Source organism: Streptomyces sp. NPDC058145, from assembly GCF_042884245.1.
Lineage (GTDB): Bacteria > Actinomycetota > Actinomycetes > Streptomycetales > Streptomycetaceae > Streptomyces.
Map to the genome: position 1 here is coordinate 286907 of NZ_JBHVUH010000005.1, position 25190 is coordinate 312096.

The 25190-nt window shown below is 71.8% G+C and carries 23 protein-coding genes and 1 tRNA gene; 12 read left to right on the forward strand and 12 right to left on the reverse strand.

Annotation, left to right across the window (positions count from 1 at the left end):
* Nucleotides 1-158: 158 nt before the first annotated feature.
* Nucleotides 159-347: a hypothetical protein gene (locus ACFVVO_RS13760; protein ID WP_199209125.1), complete on the reverse strand. Its 189-nt coding sequence runs from the start codon at nucleotides 345-347 to the stop codon at nucleotides 159-161.
* Nucleotides 348-816: 469 nt separating this feature from the next.
* On the opposite strand from ACFVVO_RS13760, the gene ACFVVO_RS13765 reads away from it, so the two are divergent.
* Nucleotides 817-1575, forward strand: coding sequence for a DUF899 family protein (locus ACFVVO_RS13765; RefSeq protein ID WP_390054582.1), 759 nt, complete (start codon nucleotides 817-819; stop codon nucleotides 1573-1575).
* 267 nt (nucleotides 1576-1842) lie between these two features.
* Here ACFVVO_RS13765 and ACFVVO_RS13770 read toward each other — a convergent pair.
* The 3 genes from ACFVVO_RS13770 to ACFVVO_RS13780 all read right to left on the reverse strand — a co-directional run bounded on the left by ACFVVO_RS13770 (nucleotide 1843) and on the right by ACFVVO_RS13780 (nucleotide 5122).
* Nucleotides 1843-1918: transfer RNA gene (locus ACFVVO_RS13770), tRNA-Arg, on the reverse strand.
* Between the two features lie 45 nt (nucleotides 1919-1963).
* On the reverse strand, nucleotides 1964-3589 hold the full coding sequence (locus ACFVVO_RS13775; RefSeq protein WP_390054584.1) for an IclR family transcriptional regulator C-terminal domain-containing protein: 1626 nt from the start codon (nucleotides 3587-3589) through the stop codon (nucleotides 1964-1966).
* A gap of 255 nt (nucleotides 3590-3844) precedes the next feature.
* On the reverse strand, nucleotides 3845-5122 hold the full coding sequence (locus tag ACFVVO_RS13780) for a M6 family metalloprotease domain-containing protein (RefSeq protein ID WP_390054586.1): 1278 nt from the start codon (nucleotides 5120-5122) through the stop codon (nucleotides 3845-3847).
* A gap of 258 nt (nucleotides 5123-5380) precedes the next feature.
* Here ACFVVO_RS13780 and ACFVVO_RS13785 point away from each other — a divergent pair, with 258 nt between their 5' ends.
* On the forward strand, nucleotides 5381-6025 hold the full coding sequence (locus tag ACFVVO_RS13785; protein WP_390054587.1) for a TetR/AcrR family transcriptional regulator: 645 nt from the start codon (nucleotides 5381-5383) through the stop codon (nucleotides 6023-6025).
* A gap of 209 nt (nucleotides 6026-6234) precedes the next feature.
* A complete protein-coding gene (locus tag ACFVVO_RS13790; protein WP_390054588.1) occupies nucleotides 6235-7773 on the forward strand; it encodes an MFS transporter in 1539 nt (512 codons plus the stop codon).
* A 40-nt stretch (nucleotides 7774-7813) separates the two neighbouring features.
* Here ACFVVO_RS13790 and ACFVVO_RS13795 read toward each other — a convergent pair whose 3' ends face one another.
* Nucleotides 7814-8323 (reverse strand): MarR family winged helix-turn-helix transcriptional regulator, encoded by a 510-nt coding sequence (locus ACFVVO_RS13795; RefSeq protein WP_390054590.1) that lies wholly within the window; start codon nucleotides 8321-8323, stop codon nucleotides 7814-7816.
* A gap of 127 nt (nucleotides 8324-8450) precedes the next feature.
* Between ACFVVO_RS13795 and ACFVVO_RS13800 the strand changes: the two genes are divergently transcribed.
* A complete protein-coding gene (locus tag ACFVVO_RS13800; RefSeq protein ID WP_390054592.1) occupies nucleotides 8451-9263 on the forward strand; it encodes a dioxygenase in 813 nt (270 codons plus the stop codon).
* A gap of 19 nt (nucleotides 9264-9282) precedes the next feature.
* On the opposite strand, the gene ACFVVO_RS13805 is transcribed toward ACFVVO_RS13800, so the two are convergent.
* A complete protein-coding gene (locus ACFVVO_RS13805; RefSeq protein ID WP_390054594.1) occupies nucleotides 9283-9837 on the reverse strand; it encodes a GNAT family N-acetyltransferase in 555 nt (184 codons plus the stop codon).
* A gap of 207 nt (nucleotides 9838-10044) precedes the next feature.
* On the opposite strand from ACFVVO_RS13805, the gene ACFVVO_RS13810 reads away from it, so the two are divergent.
* On the forward strand, nucleotides 10045-11043 hold the full coding sequence (locus ACFVVO_RS13810) for an RNA polymerase sigma factor RpoD/SigA (protein WP_390054595.1): 999 nt from the start codon (nucleotides 10045-10047) through the stop codon (nucleotides 11041-11043).
* 473 nt (nucleotides 11044-11516) lie between these two features.
* Entirely contained in the window at nucleotides 11517-12179 is a 663-nt protein-coding gene (locus ACFVVO_RS13815; RefSeq protein WP_390054896.1) for a TetR/AcrR family transcriptional regulator, read from the forward strand.
* Nucleotides 12180-12427: 248 nt separating this feature from the next.
* Here the strand turns inward: ACFVVO_RS13815 and ACFVVO_RS13820 are convergent, their stop codons facing one another.
* Nucleotides 12428-13402, reverse strand: a complete 975-nt coding sequence (locus ACFVVO_RS13820) for a helix-turn-helix transcriptional regulator (RefSeq protein ID WP_390054596.1) — start codon at nucleotides 13400-13402, stop codon at nucleotides 12428-12430.
* A 62-nt stretch (nucleotides 13403-13464) separates the two neighbouring features.
* Here ACFVVO_RS13820 and ACFVVO_RS13825 point away from each other — a divergent pair, with 62 nt between their 5' ends.
* From ACFVVO_RS13825 to ACFVVO_RS13845, 5 genes are all read left to right on the forward strand, one after another.
* Nucleotides 13465-14988, forward strand: coding sequence for an MFS transporter (locus ACFVVO_RS13825; protein ID WP_390054598.1), 1524 nt, complete (start codon nucleotides 13465-13467; stop codon nucleotides 14986-14988).
* A gap of 190 nt (nucleotides 14989-15178) precedes the next feature.
* On the forward strand, nucleotides 15179-15940 hold the full coding sequence (locus ACFVVO_RS13830; RefSeq protein ID WP_390054600.1) for a DeoR/GlpR family DNA-binding transcription regulator: 762 nt from the start codon (nucleotides 15179-15181) through the stop codon (nucleotides 15938-15940).
* A complete protein-coding gene (pfkB, locus tag ACFVVO_RS13835) occupies nucleotides 15937-16884 on the forward strand; it encodes a 1-phosphofructokinase (RefSeq protein WP_390054601.1) in 948 nt (315 codons plus the stop codon). Before ACFVVO_RS13830 ends, pfkB begins: the two co-directional genes overlap by 4 nt.
* A gap of 253 nt (nucleotides 16885-17137) precedes the next feature.
* Complete coding sequence (locus ACFVVO_RS13840; protein WP_390054603.1) at nucleotides 17138-19252, forward strand: fructose-specific PTS transporter subunit EIIC; 2115 nt, start codon at nucleotides 17138-17140, stop codon at nucleotides 19250-19252.
* A gap of 111 nt (nucleotides 19253-19363) precedes the next feature.
* Nucleotides 19364-19645, forward strand: coding sequence for a hypothetical protein (locus tag ACFVVO_RS13845; RefSeq protein WP_390054604.1), 282 nt, complete (start codon nucleotides 19364-19366; stop codon nucleotides 19643-19645).
* Nucleotides 19646-19699: 54 nt separating this feature from the next.
* On the opposite strand, the gene ACFVVO_RS13850 is transcribed toward ACFVVO_RS13845, so the two are convergent.
* The 4 genes from ACFVVO_RS13850 to ACFVVO_RS13865 all read right to left on the reverse strand — a co-directional run bounded on the left by ACFVVO_RS13850 (nucleotide 19700) and on the right by ACFVVO_RS13865 (nucleotide 24347).
* Nucleotides 19700-20446, reverse strand: coding sequence for a DUF6227 family protein (locus ACFVVO_RS13850; protein ID WP_390054606.1), 747 nt, complete (start codon nucleotides 20444-20446; stop codon nucleotides 19700-19702).
* A gap of 158 nt (nucleotides 20447-20604) precedes the next feature.
* Nucleotides 20605-21825: an Ig-like domain-containing protein gene (locus ACFVVO_RS13855; RefSeq protein WP_390054608.1), complete on the reverse strand. Its 1221-nt coding sequence runs from the start codon at nucleotides 21823-21825 to the stop codon at nucleotides 20605-20607.
* 175 nt (nucleotides 21826-22000) lie between these two features.
* The gene (locus ACFVVO_RS13860) at nucleotides 22001-23044 is read right to left on the reverse strand and encodes a P1 family peptidase (RefSeq protein WP_390054610.1); all 1044 of its coding nucleotides are present in this window, start codon (nucleotides 23042-23044) and stop codon (nucleotides 22001-22003) included.
* Between the two features lie 64 nt (nucleotides 23045-23108).
* The gene (locus tag ACFVVO_RS13865; RefSeq protein WP_390054612.1) at nucleotides 23109-24347 is read right to left on the reverse strand and encodes a low temperature requirement protein A; all 1239 of its coding nucleotides are present in this window, start codon (nucleotides 24345-24347) and stop codon (nucleotides 23109-23111) included.
* A 91-nt stretch (nucleotides 24348-24438) separates the two neighbouring features.
* On the opposite strand from ACFVVO_RS13865, the gene ACFVVO_RS13870 reads away from it, so the two are divergent.
* Complete coding sequence (locus tag ACFVVO_RS13870; RefSeq protein WP_390054614.1) at nucleotides 24439-24615, forward strand: hypothetical protein; 177 nt, start codon at nucleotides 24439-24441, stop codon at nucleotides 24613-24615.
* Between the two features lie 79 nt (nucleotides 24616-24694).
* On the opposite strand, the gene ACFVVO_RS13875 is transcribed toward ACFVVO_RS13870, so the two are convergent.
* Nucleotides 24695-25120: an MscL family protein gene (locus ACFVVO_RS13875; protein ID WP_390054898.1), complete on the reverse strand. Its 426-nt coding sequence runs from the start codon at nucleotides 25118-25120 to the stop codon at nucleotides 24695-24697.
* Between the last annotated feature and the right edge of the window lie 70 nt (nucleotides 25121-25190).

Consider the following 25190-nt stretch of genomic DNA (forward strand, 5'->3'; position numbering starts at 1 on the left):
CCCGGGGCACACCGCGAAGCGCAAGCTCACAAGGGCCAGGCCTCCAGGGAGGCAGGTCCCGAGACGCGAGAAATTGGCGGGCGACGCGTTCGGATGCCTTCCATCGAGCTGGAGTCGTAGCGCCCCGCAGCGCGTGGCTGCGGGGCGCCTAGTGGGGTTCAGTCGACCATCTGCCCGTCGAACATACCGCCACTGCAGGTGTTGGTCGCCCAATTGACGGTTCCGCCGCCCTGCTCGCACTCACCCGGGGTGAGGCTGGCGGCGGTGGCAGTGGCGGCGCCTGTGAGGCCGAGTCCGGCGAGGGCTGCCGTGGCGATGACGGCGGCGAGGATTCGTCGAATGCGCATTTGGTTCGCCTTTCACGGATTGCCTCGGTTGGGACACTACTCAGCCAATTGTTCATCCATGTGGGCGACACGTCATGTTGGGCCGTTCGGATGACATTGCCGTCGGGTGCGTGGTCGGTGACGCGACCCGTCAGACAGGCCCTAGTGGGCGGTGCTGCGCGTGGTCACCTCGCGGTCCCGTTCTTAGGAGATCGCTGTTCCACCGCCGGACTCGTACGGCAGGTCCCTCTGCATGGATCAGATATGGGTGGTGCTCATCGGCTCCGTAGCAGCCGGCATCGTCGCCCTCGGCTATGTCTGTATCGGGATTATCGGCGGCCGGAGTCAGACCGCAGGCCAAGCCGACGTTGCGCACGGCCAACGGGCCCTCTCCATCGTCAGGACCGTGTACTCCGGCGAGGTCGTGGTCAGCAGGGCCTGCCTCGGGCTCCACCGATGAGTTCTTGTCTGCGGTCGGGTCAGTACGGGCATGACTGCTGTGAACAAACCACCGGTCGCCTCCCGCCGGGAGTGGCTGACCGCCGTCGACACCCTGCGCGCCCGGGAGAAGGCGCACACCCGGGAGAGCGATGCGATCGCCGCCGCGCGGCGACGGCTGCCCATGACCGAGGTGGACCCATCAACTCCGCTCGTCGGAGGCAACGGAGAGGTCCCCCTGATCGACGTCTTCGACGGCCGCACCCAACTGTTCGTCTCGTATCACATGTGGCACGACGGCCGCCCCGCAGCCGACCAGTGTGAGGGTTGCACCTTCTTCACCGGCCAGGTCCGCGAACTGTCCTATCTGCACCAGCGTGACGTCACCTTCGCCGTCTTCTGCCAGGGCCCGTTCGACGAGTCCGAACGCTACCGCCGCTTCATGGGCTGGGACATGCCCTGGTACTCCGTACCCGCCGAGTCACGCGAACCGCTCCTCGCCGGCCGCCACTTCGGAATGAAAGCGAGCTACCTCCGCGACGGAGAACGCGTCTACGAGACGTACTGGACCACCGGCCGCGGCGTCGAACCCATGGCGCCCTCCTACGGCATCCTCGACATGACCGTCCACGGACGGCAGGAAACCTGGGAGGACTCCCCGCCAGGCTGGCCGCAGCCGTACGAAACCCTCGGTCAGCAGTTCCGCAAGGACGGACGGCCGACCGCGCAATGGGCACGGATCACCGCAGGCCACGACGACGACCTCCACAGCGGACAGCCCATCACGGACGGCTCAGGCTGCTGCTCCTGAACTGGAACCCGACGGCGGTCCCGGCCGTCCAAGGCCTCCAGGAGCCGGGATCGCGAAGACCTCGGCCATGCGCTCGCTTTCTCGGGCACTCCAGATCAGCATCACCATGTATGTCTGTACGCACGTCGTGCAGGACACCCAGCGCGAGGCCATGAGCCACATGGACCGGCTTCTGCGGAGGCGCCCTGGTCGTCAGAGACCACCCGCGTTGATGTCAGATGTGGATGTCAAAGGCCCCGGACCATGATCGGTCCGGGGCCTTTCGGCTGGTGCCCCCGGCAGGATTCGAACCTGCGACACCCGCTTTAGGAGAGCGGTGCTCTATCCCCTGAGCTACGAAGGCGCTGTACTCGGTCCACAGGGTACCGGATCAGGGTGGGGTGGTGGATCAGGACGGGGGGACGTGGGTGAAGCGGGAGGCGGTGTGGAGGTCTGTCTGGATGTGGTCGGCGGTGGAGCGGAGGGCGGGGAGCAGGTCCGTCACGCAGTCCCGGAGGGTGCGGCGGGCCGCGTGTGTGGCCACGTTCACCGCGGCGACCGCCCGGCCGGTCCGGTCGCGTACCGGTACGGCGATGGAGCGCAGCCCCGACTCCAGTTCCTCGTCGGCGAGGGCGTAGCCCTGGGCGCGGATCTCGGCGAGGGCGGGGGGCAGGGGGCCTTCGGCGTCGGCGAGCAGGACGCGGCCCAGGGAGGTTCCGGCGGCCGGGAGGCGTGCGCCGACCGCGATGTCCACGGTCAGTACCCGGCTCGCGCCCGCGCCGGCCGCGTACTGGATCTCCGTCCCCGTGCCGGGTGCCAGGACCGCCAGTGCCGTCGGCTCGTGGAGCTGGTCGGCGAGGGCCCTGAGGTGGGGCGCGGCGAGGCGGGGGAGTGTGGTGCGGGACAGCGGCGGGAAGCCCAGGTCCAGGACGCGCGGGGTGAGGGTGAAGGTGCGGGGGTCGGGTCCGGTGGTCACCAGGCCCAGGTGCTCGTAGGTGATCAGCGCCCGCCGGGCCGTGGCCCGGGCCAGGCCGGTCGCCCGGGCCACCTCGGTCAGCGGCAGCGCCGAGCGGCCCTCGCCGAACACGGTCAGCACGGTCAGGCCTCGGGCCAGGGACTCGATGAACTCGCGGCCCAGCTCGTGCTTGGACGCCGTCGTCCAGGCCGCCAGGCCCGAGGGCGCCCGGCCTGGCTCCGGCGGGGGCGTCTGGCGCAGGTCGGCCTCCATGGCCGCCACCGCCTTGCGCAGGCGGGGCAGCAGGGTGCTGCGCAGGGCGGCCGCTGTGTGCCGGCTGGTGTGGCTGACCACGCTCGCCACGCACGCCACCCGGCCGGTCGCCTGCTCCCGCACCGGCACGGACACCGCGACCAGGCCCGGCTCGATCAACTGGTCGTCCAGCGCCCAGCCGTTCCGGCGGGCCTGTGCCACCCTCGTCTCGAAGTCCGTCAAGTCCTGGGAGGAGGAGACGGGTTGAGGGGGCACGGCGGGGAAGGACGCGTTCGCCGGGTCGCCGGACAGCCGGGTGTGCCAGCGCGCCCACTCCGCCTGGCCCCACTCGGCCGCGAACAGCGCTCCCGGTGCGGTGCGTTCGGCCGGGAGCAGGTCGCCGATGCGGAAGCTCACGGACATCGCGCGGCGGCGGGTGGCCTGGTGGATGAAGCGGACGCCGTCGAGATCGGCGACCGCGAGGGACACCGACTCGTCCAGTTCGTCGGCGAGGGCGTCCGCGCGGGCGTCGAGCAGGGCGGGCAGGCGCAGCGCGGCCAGGTAGGCGTTGCCCAGCTCCATCACACGAGGGGTGAGGACGACGTCCCGGCCGTCGGGGCGGACGTATCCCATGCGGGCCAGGGTGGCGGTGATCCGGTCCACCGTGGACCGGGCCAGTCCGGTGGCCCGTTCCAGCGCGCTGGGGCTGAGCGTCCCGCCCGCCTCGGTCAGTTGCCGCAGCACGGCGATCCCGCGCATCAGCGGCGCGACCGCCTCGGCCGGCAGGCCGGGCACGGCATCCTGGTCCAGGGCGGTTCTCGGGAGCATCGGCTCGGTTCTCCGGTCCGGTACGGCGGCGTGCGGGAACGCCTACGGTAGACCGCCCGGCGCGGCGCCCGGCCAACGCCGTGACGCGGCCGCTTCCCGCCGCCTGCTGTCGCCGAGTGCCCCGCGCCGCTTCTCGCCCTCCGCTGCCGCGCGCAGTGCCCCGCACCGCTCCCGCCCCAGTTGTCGCCGAGTGCCCCGCGCCGCTCCCCTCCCGCTACCGCCCAGTGCCCCCCACCGCTCCCCGCCCCGCCCCCGCTACCGCCGAGTGACCCGCACCTTGAACTCCCCGTCGTTCCCCGTCGCCTTCACCTCGACCGTGATCCCATGGCCCGGGTCCTTGAAGGACTCGCCGGTGGTGAACGGGGCGTCGGAGAGTTCCGTCTGGACGTTGGGGCTGCGGGTGCAGCCGCCGCTGTTGCGGTGGGCGTCGTAGACCGTGATCGGTCCGCGCCCGGTGTCCACGGTGGCGTCGACCTTGTAGATGAGGATGCCCGGCTCGCACACCGCCTCGTCGTTGCCCCCCGGCGCGCGCAGCTCAAGGGCGTAGGCGCTGCGCCGGTCTATCGGTATCAGGACCAGCTTCCCGCCGCCCGGCCGGTACAGCGGCGTCAGGGTGTAGTCGGTGCGGCCGGGGCGGGCCGCGCAGCCGACCTGGGTGCCGTCCAGCCAGCCCAGTTTCCACTTGTGCCAGCCGAGGAGGTCGTTGTTGACCCCCCAGTCCTCGCTCATGATGTCCCAGTGCCCCACCGCCGAGCCGCCCTCCTGGGTGTAGAGGTCGGGCAGCCCGAAGGTGTGGCCGTTCTCGTGCGGGAGTACCCGGTAGCCGGTGCGGCCGTAGGAGCCGGAGCCGTCGTCCTGGCGGGAGTAGACGAAGGACGCGTTGCCGACGACGACGCCGTCGGCGACCGGGGCGTCGGAGTTGCCGGCGAAGGTCACGGACAGCACCGTGTCCAGGGCGGAGGGGCCGGCGTTGGGGGTGACCAGCACGTTCAGCAGGTCGTACGAGCGGAAGTCCACGTCGGGGTCGGCGGCGGCCACCATGTCCTGCACGAGCTGGCGGTAGCCGGGGTCGAAGGGCGCGCCGCGCTCTATGCCGTACGCCTTGAACGGTTTCGGCATCCGCAGCCAGCCGGATATCGGGGTCTCGGGGCGGTAGTCGAGCCGGCCGTACGACGCCGTGCGGAACCATTCCTGGGTCTGCGGGAAGAACTCGTGGAAGCGGTCGAGCGCGCTGCCCCGCCCGGGGGCGTCGGAGAAGTCGATCATCAGGGTCAGGGCGCGGACCGTACCGGTGGAGCGGGAGTAGCCGACCGGGGTGGGGACGCCCTCCGTCATCTGCACGTCCATGCCGCCGCGGATCATGCAGGGGGAGAGAGCGGAGGAGCGGACCAGGCCGGTCGGCCCGGCGGTGGTGGACGCCGTCAGCTGCCCGGTCCCGGCCGAGGTGCTGACCGCGAAGGTCAGGACGGTCACCGAGGCCAGGGCGGCCGCCCGGCGCGGGCGTATGCGGGGGCGGGGCGACGGCGGCTGCATGCATGGACCTCCCGCTCCGCGGCAGCCGCAGGTCTGACGACTGCACCGTTGTGATCACCCTGTGTCGACGGGCCGGAGGGCGCGCGCTGGAGCAGCCGATCGTGGGAATCCCGGTAGCGGGAGGTGTGAGCCAGGTCACGGGGAAGTTTTAGGCGAGGGGGAAATAACCGGGGACGCGTTCCCCGTTTAGACCTGTGTCCGCGCGAAACGGGGACCATTTCCCCGGATCGCCAGAGTCACCCAGACCAGGAGTACGCCGTGCAGACCTCCCTCCCCGCACCGCGCAAGGTGTCCCGGCCCCGCGCCGACGCCCTGCGCAACCGGGAGCGGATCGTCACCGCCGCCCGGGAGATGTTCGTCGAACACGGCCCCGATGTGCCGTTCGACGAGATCGCCCGCCGGGCCGGTGTCGGCAATGCCACGGTGTACCGCAACTTCCCGGACCGCGACGCCCTCGTCCGCGAGGTCGTCTGCTCGGTCCTCGACCGGACCGTACGGGTCGCCGAACAGGCGCTGTCCGAGAGCGGCGACGCGTTCGAGGCGCTGGAGCGCTTCGTGCACGCCGCCGCGGACGAGCGGATCAGCGCCCTGTGCCCGATGGTCACCAGCACGTTCGACCAGCACCACCCCGACCTCGAGGCCGCCCGGGAGCGCGTCGAGCGCATCGTCGAGGACCTCATGGACCGGGCCAAGGAGGCCGGGCTGCTCCGCACCGACGTGGGTGTCGGTGACCTGATGGTCGCCGTCGCCCAGCTCAGCCGGCCGCCGGCCGGCACGGACTGCTGCAGCGTCGACCGCTTCGCACACCGTCATCTTCAGCTGTTCCTGGACGGTCTGCGGGCTCCGGGCCGCTCCGTCCTGCCGGGCACGGCCGTGACCATGGAGGACCTCCGCAAAGCCTGACCGATCAGCCCGACCGATCAGCCCGACCGATCAGCCCGACCGATGAGTTCGGGGCCCCGTACCGGTCCCGACCACAGCACCCAGAGCGCTCACGGCGCTGCCGGCCGCACCACGCCGGAAACCGAGCTTCCGGCCGTCGCCGTCGCTGTCGACGCGCCGCCCGATACCTACGTCTTTTGCCGTCACGAAGTCCCGAAGTGGGTACCTCCATGTCCGAAACAGCCCTCAAGGCTCCCGGCGCCACCGCACCGAGCGGTGACGCCAACCGCTGGAAAGCGCTCGTCTTCATCGCGCTCGCCCAGCTGATGGTCGTCCTCGACGCCACCATCGTGAACATCGCCCTGCCCTCCGCCCAGACCGACCTCGGCATATCCGACGGCAACCGGCAGTGGGTCGTCACCGCCTACGCCCTCGCCTTCGGCGGCCTGCTGCTCTTCGGCGGCCGCGTCGCCGACCTGTGGGGCCGCAAGCGCGCCTTCGTGCTGGGCCTGGGCGGCTTCGCCGCCGCCTCCGCGCTCGGCGGTGCCGCCACCACCGGCACGATGATGTTCGGCGCCCGCGCCCTGCAGGGTGTCTTCGGCGCCCTGCTCGCCCCGGCCGCGCTCTCCCTGCTCGCCGTGATGTTCACCGACGCCAAGGAGCGCGCCAAGGCGTTCGGCATCTACGGTGCGATCGCCGGTGGCGGCGGCGCCGTCGGCCTGATCCTCGGCGGCTTCCTCACCGAGTACCTGGACTGGCGCTGGACCTTCTTCGTGAACGTCCCGTTCGCCATCGTCGCCGCGCTCGGCGCCTGGTTCGTCATCCGTGAGCCGGAGGGCGGCCGCAACCGCTCCCCGCTCGACATCCCCGGCGTGATCCTCTCCAGCCTCGGCCTGTTCGCGCTCGTCTACGGCTTCACCCGCGCCGAGTCCGACGGCTGGGGCGACACCGTGACCGTCGCGATGTTCGTCGCGTCCGCGGTACTGCTCGCCACCTTCGTGCTGGTCGAGTCCCGGGTCAAGGCCCCGCTGCTGCCCCTGCGTGTGGTCACCGACCGCAACCGCGGTGGCATCTACCTCTCCCTCGGCCTCGCGATCATCGGCATGTTCGGCCTGTTCCTCTTCCTGACCTACTACCTGCAGGTCGTGAAGGGCTACTCGCCGGTCAAGACCGGTTTCGCGTTCCTGCCGATGGTCGCGGGCATGATCACCGGCTCCACCCAGATCGGCACCCGGCTGATGACCCGCGTCCCGGCCCGGCTGCTGATGGGCCCCGGCTTCCTCGTCGCCGGGTTCGGCATGCTGCTGCTGACGCAGATGGAGATCGGCTCGTCGTACGCGACGCTGCTGCTGCCCGCGATGGTGCTGCTCGGTCTCGGCATGGGTACGGCGTTCATGCCGGCCATGTCCCTGGCCACCTCGGGCGTCGAGCCCCGGGACGCGGGTGTCGCCTCCGCGATGGTCAACACCTCGCAGCAGGTGGGTGGCGCGATCGGCACCGCTCTGCTGAACACCATCGCCGCGTCCGCGAAGACCTCGTACATCAAGGACCACATCGCCGGTGCGGCCACCAAGCCGCAGCAGCAGCTGGTGGGCCTGCAGGGCATGGTGCACGGCTACAGCACGGCGATCGGGTTCGCCGTCGGCATCCTGGCCCTCGCCGCGCTGATCGCCTTCACCTTCGTCAACGCCGGCCGCCCGGGCTCCACCCCGGTCGCCTCCGGCGAGGGCGTCGAGGACGAGGTGCCGGTGCCGGTGGTGGCCCACTGACCGGCCGTACGGTGACCCACCGGGCGCCCCGCGCGGTGATCTAGCGGAGCCAGGGAAGGTCCGCACCCGCTTCGTCGGGCTGGAGGCCCTCGGCGACGATCTCCATGATCTCGCCGAGGGCCTTCTGCTGTTGCGGGGTCAGCCGCTCGAACAGTGCCTGGCGTACGGCGGCCACATGGCCCGGCGCGGTGCGGCCCAGCACCTCGGCGCCCTCGTCGGTGAGCACGGCGAACTGGCCGCGCTTGTCGGAGGGGCAGTCCTCGCGGCGGACCCAGCCGCTCTTCTCCAGCCGGGCGATCGCGTGGGACAGCCGGGAGCGCGTGATCTTGGACCTCATCGCCAGCTCGGTCATCCGCAGCCGGCGGCGCGGTGCCTCGGCCAGGCCGACGAGGAGGCCGTAGTAGATGTGCGGCATGCCCGCGTCGCGCTGGAGCTGCCGGTCGAGGTGGTCCTCGAGCAGGGTGGTGGCGTGCAGATAGGCGCGCCAGACGCGCTGCTCCTCGTCGGTGAGCCAGCGGTGCCGGCCGGCGGAGTCCGTTGCCGTGTTCATGTGTCCCACTGTACGAGGCATCTCCTTGAAACTTGAACAAGTCGGGCGTACGCTTAAGCGGAAAGCTTGAGACTTAAAGCACCTTGAGGGTGTGTCTCACAGGGACCGAGCACCGGGAGCCGCTGTCATGTCCGCCGCACCGCAGGAGACGTCCGCTGCCGGGCGGGAGCGCATGCCCGCCCTCTACCTCAGCCACGGCGCCCCGCCGCTCGCCGACGATCCCGTCTGGCCTGGCCAGCTCGCCGCCTGGTCGGCCGGTCTGCCGCGCCCCAGGGCGATCCTCATGGTCTCCGCCCACTGGGAGGAGGCCCCGCTCGCACTAGGCGCCGTAGAGACCGTCCCCCTCGTCTACGACTTCTGGGGCTTCCCCGAGCACTACTACCGGGTCCGGTACGCCGCTCCCGGCGCGCCCGAGCTGGCCGAATCCGTCCGCAAGCTGCTGCGCGCCCCCGGCATCCCGGTCCAGGACATCCCCGACCGCGGCCTCGACCACGGCGCCTACGTGCCGCTCGTCGAGATGTTCCCGGCCGCCGACATCCCCGTCCTGCAGATCTCCATGCCGACCCTCGACCCGGTCCGGCTGATGGACATCGGCCGCAAGCTCGCCCCGCTGCGCGACGAGGGCGTGCTGATCGTCGGCTCCGGCTTCTTCACCCACAACCTCGCCGCCCTGCGGCACACCGGGGCCGGCGTGCCGACCTGGTCCGCCGAGTTCGACGACTGGGGCCGCCGGGCCCTGGAGGCCCGCGACTGGGACACCCTGCTGGACTTCCTCCGGAAGGCCCCGGCCGGTCGCTACGCCCACCCGCGCACCGAGCACTTCGCCCCGCTCTTCGTGACCATGGGCGCGGCCGAGGCGGGCGGCGAACTCGACGCGCAGAAGTCGGTGATCGACGGGTTCTGGATGGGGCTGGCGAAGCGGTCGCTGCAGTTCGGGTGAGTGGGTATCCGGGCGGTGTCTACCCGAGGGGGGCCCGCCCGAGGTCCTTCTCGTACCAGGCCACGTCCCAGTAGCGGCCGAACTTGCGGCCCACCTCCCGGTAGGTGCCGACGTGCCGGAAGCCGAAGCGGGCGTGCAGCCGCCGTGAGGCCTCGTTCGGCTGCGCGATGCCCGCGTAGGCGCGGTGCAGGTCCTCAGCGGCCAGCGCCCTGAAGAGGGCGTCGTAGAGCAGGGTGCCGATGCCGCGGCGGCTGGGGGTGCTACCTCTGAGGGAGCCCGGGGCGACGTACACGGTGGTCTCCACCGAGGTGGAGTACGCGGGCTTCGCACGGTAAGGGCTGGATGTGGCGTACCCCAGAATCTCCTGTGAGTCCGCCGCCGTGGCAACCATCAGGCGGTACGGGCCGTCTACCGGGTGGGAGAGCAGCCAAGGGCGGCGCTCTTCCGCGGTGAAGATGGCCGTGTCGAATGTGATCGCCGTCTCGCGCACATAGTGGTTGTAGATCTCCGTGAGGACCTCGAGATCCCCCTCGACCCCCGGCCTGACCTGCACCTCTGCGTGTGTCGACGGCATTGCGCCTCCCCGTGTGGCCGACAGGGTACTGCATGATCAGAAAAATTGAGGGTCGGGTTGGGAATTCTGTCCGGATTCCAGTCGTTGTTTCCCTCGGATGCGGGGCACTCGAGGAGAGTCCCAAGGAGTCAGATCCGCAAGACGAATCCGTTCGATGCCAAGCGTTCGAAGGACCACCCGCCAGCCCACCATCGCAAGGGAGCACGCATGGCAACCCGTGCCGTCGCCCGTCGTAAGTCCGCCACCGGCGAGACGGCCGACTCGGCAGGCAGTGTTCGCGCCCACGCCGGCGAGATCGCCGATCGCGACCTGGTCGGCATGTACCTCGACGAGATCGCGCGTACGCCGCTGCTCGACGCCGCCAAGGAGGTCGAGCTGTCCCAGACCATCGAGGCGGGTGTGTTCGCGCGGCAGGTCCTCGACGGCGACGAGGAGTCGAAGTCGGACGCCACCCGCGAGGAACTGCAGGCCCTGGTAGACGCCGGTGAGCGGGCCAAGGACGTCTTCATCCGCTCCAACCTCCGCCTGGTCGTGGCGGTGGCCCGGCGCTACCCGCGCAGCGGTCTGCCGCTGCTGGACCTGATCCAGGAGGGCAACGCCGGTCTGGTGCGCGCCGTCGAGAAGTTCGACTACCGCAAGGGCTTCAAGTTCTCGACGTACGCCACCTGGTGGATCCGTCAGGCCATCACCCGCTCGATAGCCGACCAGTCCCGCACGATCCGGCTCCCCGTCCACCTGGTGGAGGAGCTGGGCCGCATCCGCCGTGTCCAGCGCGAGTTCAACCGCGAGCACGGGCGCGAGCCGGAGCCCGCGGAGATCGCCGCCGAGCTGGGTTCGACGCCGGAGCGCGTGACCGACGTGCTCGACTGGTCCCGTGACCCGGTCTCCCTGAACATGCCGGTGGACGACGAGGGCGAGACCCAGTTCGGCGACCTGCTGGAGGACACCTCGGCGGTCTCCCCCGAGCAGTCGGTCCTCACGCTCCTGCGCAGCGAGGAGCTGGACGACCTGATCGGCCGCCTGGACCAGCGCACGGCCTCCATCATCAAGATGCGGTACGGCATCGAGGACGGCCGCGAGCGCACGCTGACCGAGGTCGGCAAGGAGCACGGCCTGACCCGCGAACGCATCCGGCAGATCGAGAAGCACGCGTTGCTCGAACTGAAGAAGCTCGCCCGTGGCACCGGCTTCGACGCGGCGGCCTGACCGGTCGGCGTACGACCGCGCACACCCGGTGGCGAAAGACGGCGCAAACATGGCGCGGTACCGTCGCTTCAACTCCGGGGCCCGAGGGAAAAACCATTGCGGGCCCAGGAGTTGGACTTGAACCAAGGGCCGCACTCCCAGCCGTAGCACCCACCCCCACATGCGGCACGACGAGCACTCGCCAGGTACTCGCCGAGTGAGCCACGTTCCGACGCCATCCCCCCCGGCGTCGGAACGTTCCAGAGCCGGGCCCCGGCGCCTACCCCCCCCGGCGCCGGGGCCCGGCCACATGCTGGAACGGCGGGCCACCCCGTACCTGAACCCCGGGGTGGCCCGCTCGAATGGCAGATTCTGCCACACCGGCATAGCCTGCCGAGGTGAGCACCCCCAGCACCACCGGCAACACCGCCCACCAGCCTGTTTCCGCCACCGCCCCGATGTCCCTGACCGAACGCCGCAAGGCCGAGACCCGTATGGAGATCGCCCGCGCGGCGGCCGCGCTCTTCGTGCGCCAGGGCCTGCGCGCCACGCGCGCGGAGGACATCGCCCAGGCCGCGGGCATCGCCCCGCGCACCTTCTACCGCTACTTCGCCTCCAAGGAAGAGGCGGTGGCGCCGCTGTACGCGGCGGGCGCCGAGCTCTGCATCCAGGCGGTCCGCGACGCCCCGCCCGGCCTCTCCGTACCGGAGGCGCTGCGCCACGCGGTCGAGCACACCCTCAGCCCCGGCGTGGGAGTCTCGGCCGCCTCCTGGGAATGGGTCCGCACCCTGATCCGCCTGGCCGACGCGAGCCCCGCCCTCGGGAAGGTGTGGGCGGAGGTCTGCCGGACGTCCGAGGGCGCGCTCGCGGAGACCCTGGCGGAACGGCTGTCGTCCGCGGAGCCCACGGAGCCCACGGAGCCCACGGAATCCGCGGAATCCGTCGAGGACGACGTTGCCCGGCCGCCGGCGATCCCGCCGCACCTCCGTCTCACGGCGGCGGTGGCCGGCGCGGCGATCCGCGTGGCCGTCGAGTCCTGGGCCACCACCACCTCCCCACCCACTGGCCCCAACGGCCCCGCAACCCTGGCCCTCCAAAACCTGACAGCCCTGGAGAACTACGCCTGGCCCGAGACCCGTTCACCGTCCGATTCCTGACCGCGGCCAACGATCCCGACCGCAGCCGTGAACGGCCGCGCGCCCTGGCTGCGGGAACCCCGCAAGCGCGGGCAAGCGCAACACCCCCCGCCCGGCCCCAGCGCCGAGTACCGAAGAACCCCGCCCAGTCCCAACGCCGGGTACCGAAGAACCCCGCCCAGTCCCAACGCCGGGTACCGAAGAACCCCGCCCGGCCCCAACGCCGGGGCAGCCAAAAACCTTGCGCACAGACCCCCCCGCCAGAACCACTACCCTCCGCCCACCCCCGCCCGACTCAACCGGCCCCCCAACTCCCGCACGCACGAGACGAGTTCATCCGGCTCCCGAACCACAAACTCACACCCCACCATCGCCAGCCGCACAGCCAGCCACTCCACCGGCTCCCCACTCGTCCCCCGTAGCACGCACCCCCCGCCGCCATCCGCCTCCGGCACCCCGACCCACTCCGGCGTCCGCGCGGCCACCTCCTCCACCGTCCCGGCGAACCGCACTTCGAACGCGTACGTGTCCTGCCCCCGCCGCCGGATCGACCTCCGCAGATACTCCGCCGCATCCCCCTCCGGCAACTCCCGCGGAGTGAACCGGACGCCGGTCGCGAAGGGCTCCCGTACCCGGTCCACCCGGAACGTCCGCCAGTCCTCCCGCCCCAGGTCGTACGCGACGAGGTACCACCGCCGCCCCGTCGAGACCAGCCGGTGCGGCTCCGTCAGCCGCCGCGACTCACCGCCCTCCTTGTCGCGGTAGGCGAACCGCAGCCGCTCCCGCCCCGCCACCGTGGACGCCATCACGGTCAGCGTCTCCGGCGCGATGCTCGCCCCGTCCCCACTGGTCAGCGGCGTCGTCGCGGCCTGCAGCGTTGACACCCGGTGGCGCAGCCGGGCCGGCAGCACCTGTTCCAGCTTCGCCAGCGCCCGCACCGAGGCCTCGTCCACCCCCTCGACCGCGTGCCCGGCCCCGGCCCGCAGCCCGACCGCGATCGCCACCGCCTCCTCGTCGTCCAGCACCAGCGGCGGCATGGCCTTTCCCGCGACCAGCCGGTACCCGCCGTCGGAGCCCTTGCTGGCCTGCACCGGATAGCCCAGCTCCCGCAGCCGGTCGATGTCCCGCCGCACGGTGCGGCGGGAGACGCGCAGCCGGTCGGCCAGCTCGCCCCCCGGCCACTCGCGCGGCGTCTGCAGGAGGGACAGGAGCTGGAGGAGCCGGGCCGGGGTGTCCGTCGTCATGCTTAGGAGAATGCCGCATATCTAGGACACGATCTGACCTATTGCGGTTCTAGCTTGGACGCATGATCTCCACGGAACAGACCCTCGGTGCCCGGCGGGACCCGGCCGGGCCGGCCGACCGCCGCCGCTGGTTCGCGCTCGCGATCGTGATGACGGCGGCCTTCATGGACCTCGTCGACGTCACGATCGTCAACATCGCGATCCCCTCGATCCAGAAGGACGCGGGCGCCTCGCTCGGCCAGATCCAGTGGATAACGGCGGGCTACGCCCTGGCCTTCGCGGCGGGCCTGATCACCGGCGGCCGGCTCGGCGACATCCACGGCCGCAGGCGGCTGTTCCTGGTCGGCATCGGCGGCTTCACCCTGGCCTCCGCCCTGTGCGGCTTCGCCGCCAACCCGGAGATGCTGGTCGCCTCCCGCATCCTGCAGGGCGGCATGGCGGCCCTGATGGTCCCGCAGGTCCTGTCGATCGTGCACGCCACCTTCCCCGCCCATGAACGCGGCAAGGTCTTCGGCCTGTTCGGAGCGATCGTCGGCCTCGGCGCGGTCTCCGGCCCGCTGCTCGGCGCCCTGCTGACGGAGTGGAACCTGTTCGGACTTCAGTGGCGGCCGATCTTCCTGATCAACCTGCCGGTCGGCATCGCCGCCTTCCTCCTCGGCCGCCGCTTCATCACCGAGTCCCGGGCGCCGAAGGCACTGAAGCTGGACCTCGTCGGCGTCGCCCTGGTGACGCTCGGCCTGCTGATGCTGCTCTATCCGCTGACCCGCGGCCGCGAGCTGGGCTGGCCGCTGTGGGGCTACGTGTGCATGGTCGGCGCGCTCGGCGTATTCGCGGCGCTGGTGGCCTACGAGCGGCGCAAGGCGGCCCGCGACGGCTCGCCCCTGATCGAGCTGTCCCTGTTCCGGGTGAAGAGCTTCGCCGCCGGCATCGCCGTACAGACCGTCTTCGGTGTCACGCTCGGCATCTTCTTCCTGGTCTGGACGCTGTACATGCAGATCGGCCTGGGCTGGAGCCCGCTGCGGGCGGGCCTGACCGGTGTGCCGTTCTCACTCGCGGTGTCCACGGCGGCGGGGATGTCCGTGCAGAAGCTGGTCCCGCGGTTCGGCCGGAAGGTGCTGCGGGCGGGCGCGCTGCTGATGGCGATGGGCGTGCTCCTCTACATCTGGGAGTCGCACCGCTACGGCCTCTCCATCGCCTCCTGGCAGATGGCGCTGCCGCTGGTAGTGATGGGCGCGGGCATGGGACTCATCGTCGCCCCGCTGACGGACGCGGTGCTCTCGGAGGTGCCGCGTGAGCACGCCGGGTCGGCCTCCGGCCTGATCAACACCGTGCAGCAGATGGGCAACGCCCTCGGTCTGGGCCTGGTGTCGGTGCTCTTCTTCGGGGTGATCGGCGACCGGCTGACCCCCGCCCAGGTGGGCCCCGCCTTCGTGAACGGCTTCCAGCACGCCCTGTGGTGGGTCGCCGGCATCCTGGGCGCGATCTTCCTGCTGATGTCCGCCCTGCCGAAGCGTCCGGCGCAGCACGTGGAGGGCGCCACCGCCGACGCCCCGGTGGTGGAGAAGGAGCCCGAGCTGGTGGCCTGAGCGGGGGCGGCGAGGAAGGGCCCGGCACCGAGCAGGTGCCGGGCCCTCCGCCCTTCACCGGCCTGTGGCCGGACGGAACCGGAAGTCCGTTCATGCCCGATTGCCGCCCGAACTTGTTTACTTTCCGGAATTCCGGGCGTAGCCTCGCAGTGAAACCACACGTTCGGGCATGAGGTGGAGGTAAACGGGCATGTACGCACCGGAACGACAGCAGGAGATCCTCCGCCTCGCCCGCGACGGCGGCCGGGTGGACGTGCTGTCGCTGGCCGAGGAGTTCCAGGTGACGGCGGAGACGATCCGCCGCGATCTGAAGGCCCTCGACCGGGCCGGCCTCGTCCGCCGAGTGCACGGCGGAGCCATCCCCGTCGGTCGCCTCGACTTCGAGCCGGACCTCACCGAGCGCGAGTCGACCGCCGCCGACGAGAAGGACCGCATCGCCAAGGCGGCCCTCGCCGAGCTGCCCGCCGAGGGCACGCTGATCCTCGACGCCGGCACGACGGTGGCACGGCTGGCCGCGGCGATCCCGCTGGAGTCCGCCCTCACCGTCGTCACGCACAGCCTGCCCATCGCCGCCCGCCTCGCCGACCACCCCGGCATCCAGCTCCACCTGATCGGCGGGCGGGTACGGCACCGTACGCGGGCCGCCGTGGACGCCTGGGCGCTGCGCGCGTACGGCGAGATCCGCGCCGACGTGGCGTTCGTCGCCGCCAACGGCTTCTCCGCCGAGCACGGCCTGACCACCCCCGACCTCGCCGAGGCCGCGGTCAAGCGCGCGGCCGTCGCCGCCGCGCGCCGCGTGGTCCTCCTCGCCGACTCCGCCAAGCACGGCCAGGAGCACTTCGCCCGCTTCGGCGCCCTGAGCGACGTGGACCTGCTGATCACCGACAGCGGGCTGAGCCAAGAAGACGCCGCTGCCATCGAGCGCGGCGGCACGGAAGTGGTGCGCGCATGATCCTCACCGTCACCCCCAACCCGTCCCTCGACCGCACCTACGAGGTTCCCTCCCTGGAGCGCGGTGAGATCATCCGCGCCACCGGTGAGCGCATGGACCCCGGCGGCAAGGGTGTGAACGTCTCGCGCGCCGTGGCGGCCGCCGGACGGCGCACGGTCGCCGTCCTGCCCCTGGGCGGTGCGCCGGGCGCGTTGGTCGCCGAGCTGCTCGACGCGCAGGGCATCGAGGTCGCGCCGGTCCCGGTCGCCGGGGCCACCCGTTCCAACATCGCGCTGGCGGAGGCGGACGGGGTGCTGACGAAGATCAACGCACCCGGGCCGGACCTGTCGCCCGCCGAGCAGGAACTGCTCCTGGACACCGTCCGCGAGCAGTCGCGCGCCGCCGACTGGATCGCGTGCTGCGGCAGCCTGCCCCGGGGGCTCGCACCCTCCTGGTACGCCGATGTCGTCACCCGGGCGCACGCCGGGGGCGCCCGCATCGCCCTGGACACCTCGGGGCGTGCGCTGCAGGAGGCGTTGCGCGCCCGGCCCGACGTGGTGAAGCCCAACGCCGAGGAGCTCGCGGAAGCCGTCGCACGCCCCCTGACGACCGTGGGCGACGCCCTGAAGGCGGCCGAGGAGCTGCGCGGGATGGGCGCGGGCGCCGTACTCGCGAGCCTGGGCGCCGACGGACAGCTGCTGGTGGACGGCACGGGCGCCTGGTTCGGCAGCGCGCGGGTGCGCACCGTCCGCAGCAACGTGGGAGCCGGTGACTCCTCCCTCGCCGGTTTCCTGATCGCCGGCGGCAGCGGCCCTCGGGCCCTCGCCTCCGCCGTCGCCCACGGCGCCGCCGCCGTGCAGCTCCCGGGCAGCGTGATGCCGGCCCCCGTCGACCTGGACCCGACGGCGGTCACGGTCACGGCCGACATCCCCGTCGACCGCGAGCTCGGGGAGCCGGTGTCATGACCGCCATGGCGCTGCGCGGCACCCGCCCCGGCGGCAGGCATCTGGGCGGCCGCCCAAGGCCTCCTCGCCCGGACGTCCCCACCCCGCCCGAGCCCGAACGGCAGGGCGCCCTGGCGCCCGTCGCGACAGGCCCCAGGAGGCAGGGGCCGCCCGGCCCCGACTCCATCCGCCCCGAAGCCTCCCCCGACCGCACCCCCGTCCCCACCCCCGCCCGCCCCACTCCCCGGGCGGTACGCGCGCATTGGAGCCCGCGATGAGCGACATGATCACCGCGGACCTGGTCGACCTCGACCTGTCCGCCGACACCAAGGAAGCGGCGGCGCGCGCACTCGCCGAGCGCATGGTGGCCCTCGGCCGGGTGACCGACCTCGACGGCTTCCTCGCCGACGTGGCCGCCCGTGAGGCGCAGATGCCCACCGGCCTCGACGGCGGCATCGGCATCCCGCACTGCCGCAGCACCCATGTCACCGAGCCGACGCTCGCCTTCGGCCGCAGCGCCGCCGGCATCGACTTCGGCGCGCCGGACGGCCCCGCCGACCTGATCTTCCTCATAGCCGCCCCGGCCGGCGCCGACGACGCCCATCTGACGATCCTGTCGTCGCTGGCCCGGCAGCTGATGAACGCCGAGTTCACCGACGCGCTGCGATCCGTGGGCGCCGGCGGCACGGCGGCGGCGCTCATCCGCGGGGAGGAGGCGCCGGCCGACGGCGCCCCCGAGAACACCGCCGCGGTGTCGGGGGCGGCCTCCGCCGACGCCGCGGCGGGCAGTACGCCGGAGCCGTCGGACGCCGGCGGACCGGCCCCGGCGGCCACCGCGGAATCCGGCTCGGGCCCCGCCGCCGACGCCGATTCCGTCCCGCACGAGCGGCCCTTCCGCATCGTCGCCGTCACCTCCTGCCCGACCGGCATCGCCCACACCTACATGGCGGCCGAGTCGCTGGAGAACGCGGGCCGCGAGGCCGGCGCCGAGGTGGTCGTGGAGACCCAGGGCTCGGCCGGCTTCACCCGGCTGGACCCGGAGGCGATCGCGGCTGCGGACGGCGTGATCTTCGCGCACGACGTCCCCGTACGCGACAAGGGCCGCTTCGCGGGCAAGCCAACCGTCGACGTCGGCGTGAAGGCGGGCATCAACCGGCCCGGCGAACTCATCACCGAGGTGCGGGAGAAGGCCGCGCGCGGCGAGGTCACCGCGGCCGCCTCCGCGAGCACACCGGTCGAGCGGACCGGTGACTCGCGCGAGGGCTACGGCACCAAGCTCCGCAAGTGGCTGATGAGCGGCGTCAGCTACATGGTCCCGTTCGTCGCCGCGGGCGGTCTGCTGATCGCCCTCGGCTTCGCGATCGGCGGCTACAAGATCAACAAGGCGCCCTCGGTGATGGACCACTTCATGTGGACCCAGGCCGACAGCTGGGGCGCCCTGCTGTTCCAGATCGGCGGCGTGGCCTTCGCCTTCCTCGTCCCGGTCCTGGCCGGCTACATCGCCTACGGCATGGCGGACCGCCCCGGTCTGGTCCCCGGCTTCGTCGGCGGCTCCATCGCGCTGACGATCAACGCGGGCTTCCTCGGCGGACTCGCGGCCGGTCTGATCGCCGGCGGTGTGGTGATGGCGATCCAGCGGATCAGCATCCCGGCGGCGCTGCGCGGCATCATGCCGGTGGTGGTGATCCCGCTGATCTCCTCGGCCATCGTCGGGTTCCTGATGTTCGTCGTGATCGGCAAGCCCATCGCCTCCGCGCAGAAGGGCATGACCGACTGGCTGAACGGCCTCACCGGCACCAACGCCATCCTGCTCGGCGGTCTGCTCGGCCTGATGATGTGCTTCGACCTGGGCGGTCCGGTGAACAAGGTGGCCTACACCTTCGCCACCGCCGGCATCGCGGTCGCCGCCCCGAGCGACTCCGCGATGAAGATCATGGCCGCGGTGATGGCCGCCGGCATGGTCCCGCCGCTGGCGATGGCCCTGGCCACGACCGTGCGCGGCAAGCTCTTCACCCAGACCGAGCGCGAGAACGGCAAGGCCGCCTGGGTACTGGGCGCCTCCTTCATCTCCGAGGGCGCGATCCCGTTCGCCGCGGCGGACCCGCTGCGGGTCATCCCCTCCGCCATGGTGGGCGGCGCGCTCACCGGCGCCCTGTCGATGACCTTCGGAGCCACCCTGCGCGCCCCGCACGGCGGCATCTTCGTGGTCCCGCTGATCGGCAACCCGTTCCTCTACCTGATAGCCATCGCGGCCGGCGTCTGCGTCACCGCGGCCCTGGTCGTCGTCCTCAAGGGCATGCGCCGGCCGGTCCCCGGGACCACGTCCGACGACCCCGCCACCGGTCCCGCCGCGGCGGCGCGGGAGACGAAGCAGGCGGTCGCCGCCTGACGGGGAGCCGCGCCTCTTGTCCCTTTGGTGCGCTGTGAGTTGTTCACGGCACCTGCGAGATACGTCACGGTCCGGGACGGAAGTCCCGGACCGTGGTGTCTACTGGGGGGCATGCCTGAGCACGCCTCGACACTCCAGCTGACCGGCGTGGCCGTCCTCACCGCCGCGGGCGTCGTCTGGGCCGTCATCGTGATGCGCCTGCTGCGCCGCTTCCGTGACGGGGCCGCCGCCGAACGGCGTCGGGCGGCCGCTCTCCCCGTGCTTCCGGTTGCCCCGGTCCTCCCCGCGCTGCCGGACCAGCCGCAGGCCGGGCCCTCGAGGGAGTCCGTCGAGCTGACCCCGGAGGAACAGGACGCCTTCGCCGGCCTCGTACGGCAACTCGGCGGCCGCTGACGGCCGCGGGCGAGGCCGGACCTCCGGACCTCGGACCTGTCGGGCCCGCGGGCCTCAGACCTGTCGTGCCGCCCGTCGCTCCATGGCGTCCCGGGCCGCGTCCTGGCTCATGTAAACCTCGCACATGTGCCGCCCGTCGGGGGTCGCCGTGTGCTCCACCTCCCACAGGGAGACCTCGCCGCCGTCCGGCAGCAGGAACGCGTGCTCGTACAGCGCGAAGCTCAGCCCCGCCCGTGCGGCCCGCCCGGGCCGTCCGAAGGCCTGGGTGATCTGGTGCGCGGACGCCGTCGCCAGCAGGGCCGCCACCTCCGCTCCCGGCCGGTCGGGGTTCTCCGCGCGGCGCAGCAGCCGGCGCGCGTGGTCCGCCGTGTCGTCCGGGGCGTACACATGCCGGGGCTCGGGTATCGCGGAGAGCTGCGTCACAACGGGCAGTTCGAAGTCCGGCGCGTCCGGCGGCAGCGCGAGCCGGCCGGTGGCGGTGTGCAGCTCCTCCTCGTCGACGTACACCTCGTGCTGCGCCTCACCGCCCGGCGCGGTGTTGTGCACCAGCTCCCACAGGGTCACCGCCGAGCCGTCGGCGAGCAGCCAGGTGTGCCGGTAGGTCTCCCGGTGCAGTCCCGCGCTGTGGTGGGCGGAGTGCAGGGAGCTGTCGTGCGCCAGGGCGCACTCGAGCAGCCGGAGCACCTCGTCGGGCAGCTCGAAGGAGTTCAGGGCACGGCCGAGGAGTCGCGCGAGGTGCTCCTCCGGAGACTCGGGCGACTCGGCTGGTTCGTACGCTGCCGTCTCGTACGGAACGCTCAAGGTTTCTCCCGGCGTTGCTGCATGTCACCTAGTGGGTGCATACCGTAGCCCCTCGGTCGGACATCATGTCCCCCGATCCGAGAAAACGTATGCGGGGAAAACGCGAGGGCCGCGCGAAGAGTTCCCGCGCGGCCCCACGTACTGTCAAAACCCGCCGGTCATCCGGCACTTCCCGCGGTCCAGTCGCTCCACGACAGGTTCCAGCCGTTGAGGCCGTTGTCCGGCGCCACCGTCTTGTCGGGGGAGTTCTTCACGATCACGACGTCCCCGACGAGCGAGTTGTCGTAGAACCACTTGGCCGTGGTGTCGCCCTGCGCACCCTGCACGTCCGCGAGACCCACGCAGCCGTGGCTGGTGCCCTCACGGCCGAACGGCGGGTTGCCCCTGTTGTACCAGTAGTTGCCGTGGATGAACGTGCCCGACGAGGTCAGCCGCATCGCGTGCGGGACGTCCGAGATGTCGTACTCCCCGCCGAAGCCGACCGTCGAGCCGTTCATCCGGGTCTGCACGAACTTCTCGGAGATCACCATCTGCCCGTTGTACGTGGTGTGCTGCGGGCTGCCCGCGGAGATCGGCAGCGTCTTGACCGTCCGGCCGTCCCGCACCACCGTCATGGTCTGGCTGTTGACGTCCACCGTGGAGACCTGCGAGCGCCCGACGGTGAAGGTCACCGTCTTCTTCTGCACACCGTAGACGCCACTGGCGCCCCGCACCCCGTCCAGGTCGATCTTCATCGTGACCTTGGAGCCGGCCTTCCAGTACTCCTGCGGCCGGAAGTCCAGCCGGCGGTCCCCGAACCAGTGCCCCACGACCTGCTGGCCGCTGCTGGAGGCGACCGTGATGTGCGACCGCACGGCCTTCCGGTCGGTGATCGACTTGTCGAAGGTGAAGGACACCGGCATGCCCGCTCCGACCGTGGTGCCGTTGTCCGGCGTGTAGGTGCCGATGAAGCTGTTCGCCGAGGAGACGGTGGTGAAGATGGAGTTGGCCGCCGCGGTGCGCCCGTTCCCGTCCTTGGCGGTCGCCGCTATCCGGTACTTCGTGCCGCGCTCCAGCTGCCGCTGCGGCTTCCAGGTGTGGCCGTCCGCCGAGATCGCCCCCGGGACCGCCTGGCCGGACCCCGACACGGTCATCTTCACGTCGGTCAGCCGGCCGTCGCTGACCTTGACGCCGGTGGCGTTGATGGACGCGCCGGTCGAGCCGTCCTTGGCCGAGATCACGACATCGGCGGTGGAAGTCGTGGCCGAGCCCTTGCCGTTCCTGCCGTCCTCGCCGGTGGCGCTGGCGTCGCCGCCGCAGGCCGTCAGGGTGAGGGCGCCGACCATCAGGGCGGCACAGGCCCCCAGTACGCGCCGCGTTGCGATGTCCGGCGTTGTCACGGGCTGCTCCCAGTTCGTGTGATGTGCTTGATCCGCTCCAGTGCGTGGGAAAAGAGCCCTCCGGCGCCGGTGAGGTTCCCGCCGGTGCCCGTTGACGTCGTCTGGTGACAGAACCGCGACAATCCGCATCCGGGAGTCACGCTCCCGGGCCCCGCTGCCGGTAGGGCCGCGCCCGTTACGCGCCCGGCGCCCCCCGCCCGCCGTACAACTCCCCGTACGACGGCCACACTCCACCCGGTCCCGAGAACGGCTCGGCGGCGCGCACGGCCCGGACGATCGCGCGCGTCACCAGGTCCGCACCGGCCGCGAGGACGTCGTTCAGCTCCAGCGGATGCCCGCCGCCGAGCGGGCGGGCGCCCGTCGCCAGCGCGAACACCGTGTCACCGTCGTGCAGCAGGTGCACCGGCCGCACGGCGCGCGCGATGCCGTCGTGCGCCGTGCCCGCCAGCTTCTGCGCCTGCGCCTTGCCGAGGTCCGCGTCGGTCGCGACCACCGCGAGTGTCGTGTTGAGCGGCGGGGGAGCGTTCCGCGCCGCCACCTCCTCCAGGCGCCGGCGCGCGGCCTCGTGCACCCGCGCCTCCGGGTACTCCACACGCCCCTGGAACAACTCCCCGTAGAGAGCCCCCGTTCCGGGGTCCGCCACGGACCCCACGGAGTTCACGACCACCAGCGCGGCCACGGTCACCCCTGACTCCAGGACCGTGCTCGCCGTGCCCACCCCGCCCCTCAGCCCGCCCGCCGCGGCACCCGTACCGGCCCCGACGGACCCCTCCGGCACCGAGGCACCCGGGGCGCTCGCCGCGGCGGCCTCCACCGCCGCGCGTCCCGTCGCCGCGTCCGGGCGGGCGCGGAAGTTCCCGCCCCGGCCCAGGTCGAAGACGCACGCGGCGGGGACCACCGGCACCACGTGCGCCGGATCCGCCCCCACCGGAACCCCGCGGCACCGCTCCTCCAGCCAGGCCATCACCCCGGACGCCGCGTCGAGCCCGTAGGCGCTGCCGCCGGTCAGCACGACGGCGTCCACCCGCTGCACCACGTTGCGTGGGTCGAGGGCGTCGGTCTCCTTGGTACCGGGGCCGCCGCCGCGCACGTCCACAGCGGCGACGGCACCCCCCTCGGGCGCGAGCACGACCGTGGTGCCGGTGAGCCAGCCGTCCCCGGTGCGGGTGGCGTGCCCCACCCGCAGCCCGGCGACATCCGTCAGAGCGTCGACTGTCATGCGGGCCAGTGTGGCCCAACCGGCCCGGGTGGGAAGAGGACGGCGAGACCCGGGTGAGGGGCGGTCAGTCGGCCGGGGCGGTGGCGCCCGAGCGCCGCGCGCGGGAGGCCCGGCGCGCCGTCAGGGTCACCCCGGTCGCCACCGAGGCCGCCGACACCAGCCCCGCCGCGGGCACCGCCCACTCGCCCAGGAAGGTGCAGCAGATCACCAGCAGCGCCGCGACCGGAAGCACCAGTTGCCGGCTGATGCCGGACTTGAAGTGCCGCGAGTGCAGCGCCCACACCGTCAGCAGGTACAGCGCCGTCGGCAGGGTCACGGCCGCCGAGGCGGACAGCGTCGAGACGTGGGCCGTGCCGACCGTCTGCTCCACCGCCACCTCCAGACCGGCGCCGATCGCGGCGGCCGAGGCGAAGATCAGATAGTGGCCGTAGCCCCACAGGAACGCCTGTCTGTTGGAACGCAGATGGCCGTGGATGGGCACCACGAAGTAGATCCACCACGCGGAGAAGACGATCAGCAGGCCGCCCGCCGCGATGGGCAGCAGCTCACCCAGCGCGTCGTGCTCGTCCACGGCCGACTTCACGGCGACCGTGGCCGCCGCGATCGTCTCGCCGAGCACGATGATCGTGAACAGGCCGTACCGCTCGGCGATGTGATGCGCGTGCCAGGACGTCTCGTGGTCCTTCTCCGCGTAGACCGGCACGCTCAGCTCCGCGACGGCCATCACCAGGAACACCCAGGGCCGGGCCGGTTCGGGCAGCAGCACAAGACCGAGCCAGCCGACCAGGCACAGGAGGACACCGCCGGCGTATCTGAGCGCCGTGGTCCGTTCCGCTCCCTCGGCCGATCCGGCCGCCCTGAGCCACTGCGCGGCCATCGCCAGCCGCATGATCACATAGCCGAGCCAGACCACCAGGTAGTCGTGGCGCTCGAACGCCGGGGCGACGCCCGCTGCCAGCACCAGCACACCGGCGATCTGCACCAGGGTGACGACCCGGTAGAGCGCGTCGTCGTTGTCGTACGCCGAGGCGAACCATGTGAAGTTCATCCACGCCCACCAGATGGCGAAGAAGACCATCGCGTAGTTCAGGATCCCGTCGGCCACGTGCCCCGCGGTCCCCGTGTGCACGAGCTGGGCGCCCGCCTGGGCGATGGCCACGACGAAACACAGATCGAAGAAGAGCTCCAGTGGAGAGGAGACCCGGTGGGCCTCGTCGCGCCCGCGCGCGGTGAGCCGCCGCAGGAGTCCCCGGGACTGCTGTGCGCCCGGCGAGGCGGGCGGCGGAGCGGAACTCGACGTCATGTCTCCCAGGACAGCAGAAAACAGGGACGAAATCTTGTGAACGGATTCACGAGCCCGACGGGGCGGTGGGCCGGGGCCGTACGCTGGAGGCATGAGCACCGCCCCCGAGCCCGAGCAGCGCGACCCGAAGGCCGCGCTGATCTTCGACGATCCGCTGAACCGGCAGAGTTCGGACGACACCGACCGCGGGTGGGGCGAGCGCCCGGACGGCGACAGCGCCGCCGACCTGAGGCGCTTCCTCGACGAGAAGCCGCCCCACCACATCTGAACCGCGGGACGGAGCGGCGCCACCGCCCGGGCCTCCGGACGGAGCCCGGCCGACGCCCGAGCCGTCCGGCGCGGTGCCGCTAGCGCTCGTCGTGGCTCGCCGCGCGCTGCGCGACCAGCGTGTCGCGGATCTCCTTGAGGACCGCCAGCTCGGTCACCTCGATGACCTCGTGCGTGCCCTCGCGCGCCTTCTTTCGGGCCTCCTGCCGCGCCAGGTACTTCGTCATCGGAAGGACCATCAGGAAGTAGACCACCGCGGCCGTGATCACGAAGCTGAGCGTGGCTCCGGCGACCGAGCCCCACATGATCGGCACACCGCTCTTCACCGACCCGTCCGCGTTCACCACGCACGGGTCCTTCAGGCAGGAGCTGTAGTGATCCAGGTTCTTCGTGCCGATCGCCCCGACCAGCGGGCTGATGAGCCCCTTCACCACCGAGTTGACGATGTTCGTGAAGGCGGCGCCGATCACCACCGCGACTGCCAGGTCGACGACGTTCCCGCGCATCAGGAAGGCCTTGAAGCCCTGCCAGACGGTGGATTCCTTCTTCTCGATCACCTCGGGGGCACTCCTCACG

Excerpts from the sequence above, each read along its gene's own strand:
- ACFVVO_RS13760 (WP_199209125.1), bottom strand. The coding sequence starts at position 347 with ATGCGCATTCGACGAATCCTCGCCGCCGTCATCGCCACGGCAGCCCTC.
- ACFVVO_RS13765 (WP_390054582.1), top strand. The coding sequence starts at position 817 with ATGACTGCTGTGAACAAACCACCGGTCGCCTCCCGCCGGGAGTGGCTG.
- ACFVVO_RS13775 (WP_390054584.1), bottom strand. The coding sequence starts at position 3,589 with ATGCTCCCGAGAACCGCCCTGGACCAGGATGCCGTGCCCGGCCTGCCG.
- ACFVVO_RS13780 (WP_390054586.1), bottom strand. The coding sequence starts at position 5,122 with ATGCAGCCGCCGTCGCCCCGCCCCCGCATACGCCCGCGCCGGGCGGCC.
- ACFVVO_RS13790 (WP_390054588.1), top strand. The coding sequence starts at position 6,235 with ATGTCCGAAACAGCCCTCAAGGCTCCCGGCGCCACCGCACCGAGCGGT.
- ACFVVO_RS13795 (WP_390054590.1), bottom strand. The coding sequence starts at position 8,323 with ATGAACACGGCAACGGACTCCGCCGGCCGGCACCGCTGGCTCACCGAC.
- ACFVVO_RS13800 (WP_390054592.1), top strand. The coding sequence starts at position 8,451 with ATGTCCGCCGCACCGCAGGAGACGTCCGCTGCCGGGCGGGAGCGCATG.
- ACFVVO_RS13805 (WP_390054594.1), bottom strand. The coding sequence starts at position 9,837 with ATGCCGTCGACACACGCAGAGGTGCAGGTCAGGCCGGGGGTCGAGGGG.
- ACFVVO_RS13810 (WP_390054595.1), top strand. The coding sequence starts at position 10,045 with ATGGCAACCCGTGCCGTCGCCCGTCGTAAGTCCGCCACCGGCGAGACG.
- ACFVVO_RS13815 (WP_390054896.1), top strand. The coding sequence starts at position 11,517 with ATGGAGATCGCCCGCGCGGCGGCCGCGCTCTTCGTGCGCCAGGGCCTG.
- ACFVVO_RS13820 (WP_390054596.1), bottom strand. The coding sequence starts at position 13,402 with ATGACGACGGACACCCCGGCCCGGCTCCTCCAGCTCCTGTCCCTCCTG.
- ACFVVO_RS13825 (WP_390054598.1), top strand. The coding sequence starts at position 13,465 with ATGATCTCCACGGAACAGACCCTCGGTGCCCGGCGGGACCCGGCCGGG.
- ACFVVO_RS13830 (WP_390054600.1), top strand. The coding sequence starts at position 15,179 with ATGTACGCACCGGAACGACAGCAGGAGATCCTCCGCCTCGCCCGCGAC.
- pfkB (WP_390054601.1), top strand. The coding sequence starts at position 15,937 with ATGATCCTCACCGTCACCCCCAACCCGTCCCTCGACCGCACCTACGAG.
- ACFVVO_RS13840 (WP_390054603.1), top strand. The coding sequence starts at position 17,138 with ATGAGCGACATGATCACCGCGGACCTGGTCGACCTCGACCTGTCCGCC.
- ACFVVO_RS13845 (WP_390054604.1), top strand. The coding sequence starts at position 19,364 with ATGCCTGAGCACGCCTCGACACTCCAGCTGACCGGCGTGGCCGTCCTC.
- ACFVVO_RS13860 (WP_390054610.1), bottom strand. The coding sequence starts at position 23,044 with ATGACAGTCGACGCTCTGACGGATGTCGCCGGGCTGCGGGTGGGGCAC.
- ACFVVO_RS13865 (WP_390054612.1), bottom strand. The coding sequence starts at position 24,347 with ATGACGTCGAGTTCCGCTCCGCCGCCCGCCTCGCCGGGCGCACAGCAG.
- ACFVVO_RS13870 (WP_390054614.1), top strand. The coding sequence starts at position 24,439 with ATGAGCACCGCCCCCGAGCCCGAGCAGCGCGACCCGAAGGCCGCGCTG.
- ACFVVO_RS13875 (WP_390054898.1), bottom strand. The coding sequence starts at position 25,120 with ATGCGCGGGAACGTCGTCGACCTGGCAGTCGCGGTGGTGATCGGCGCC.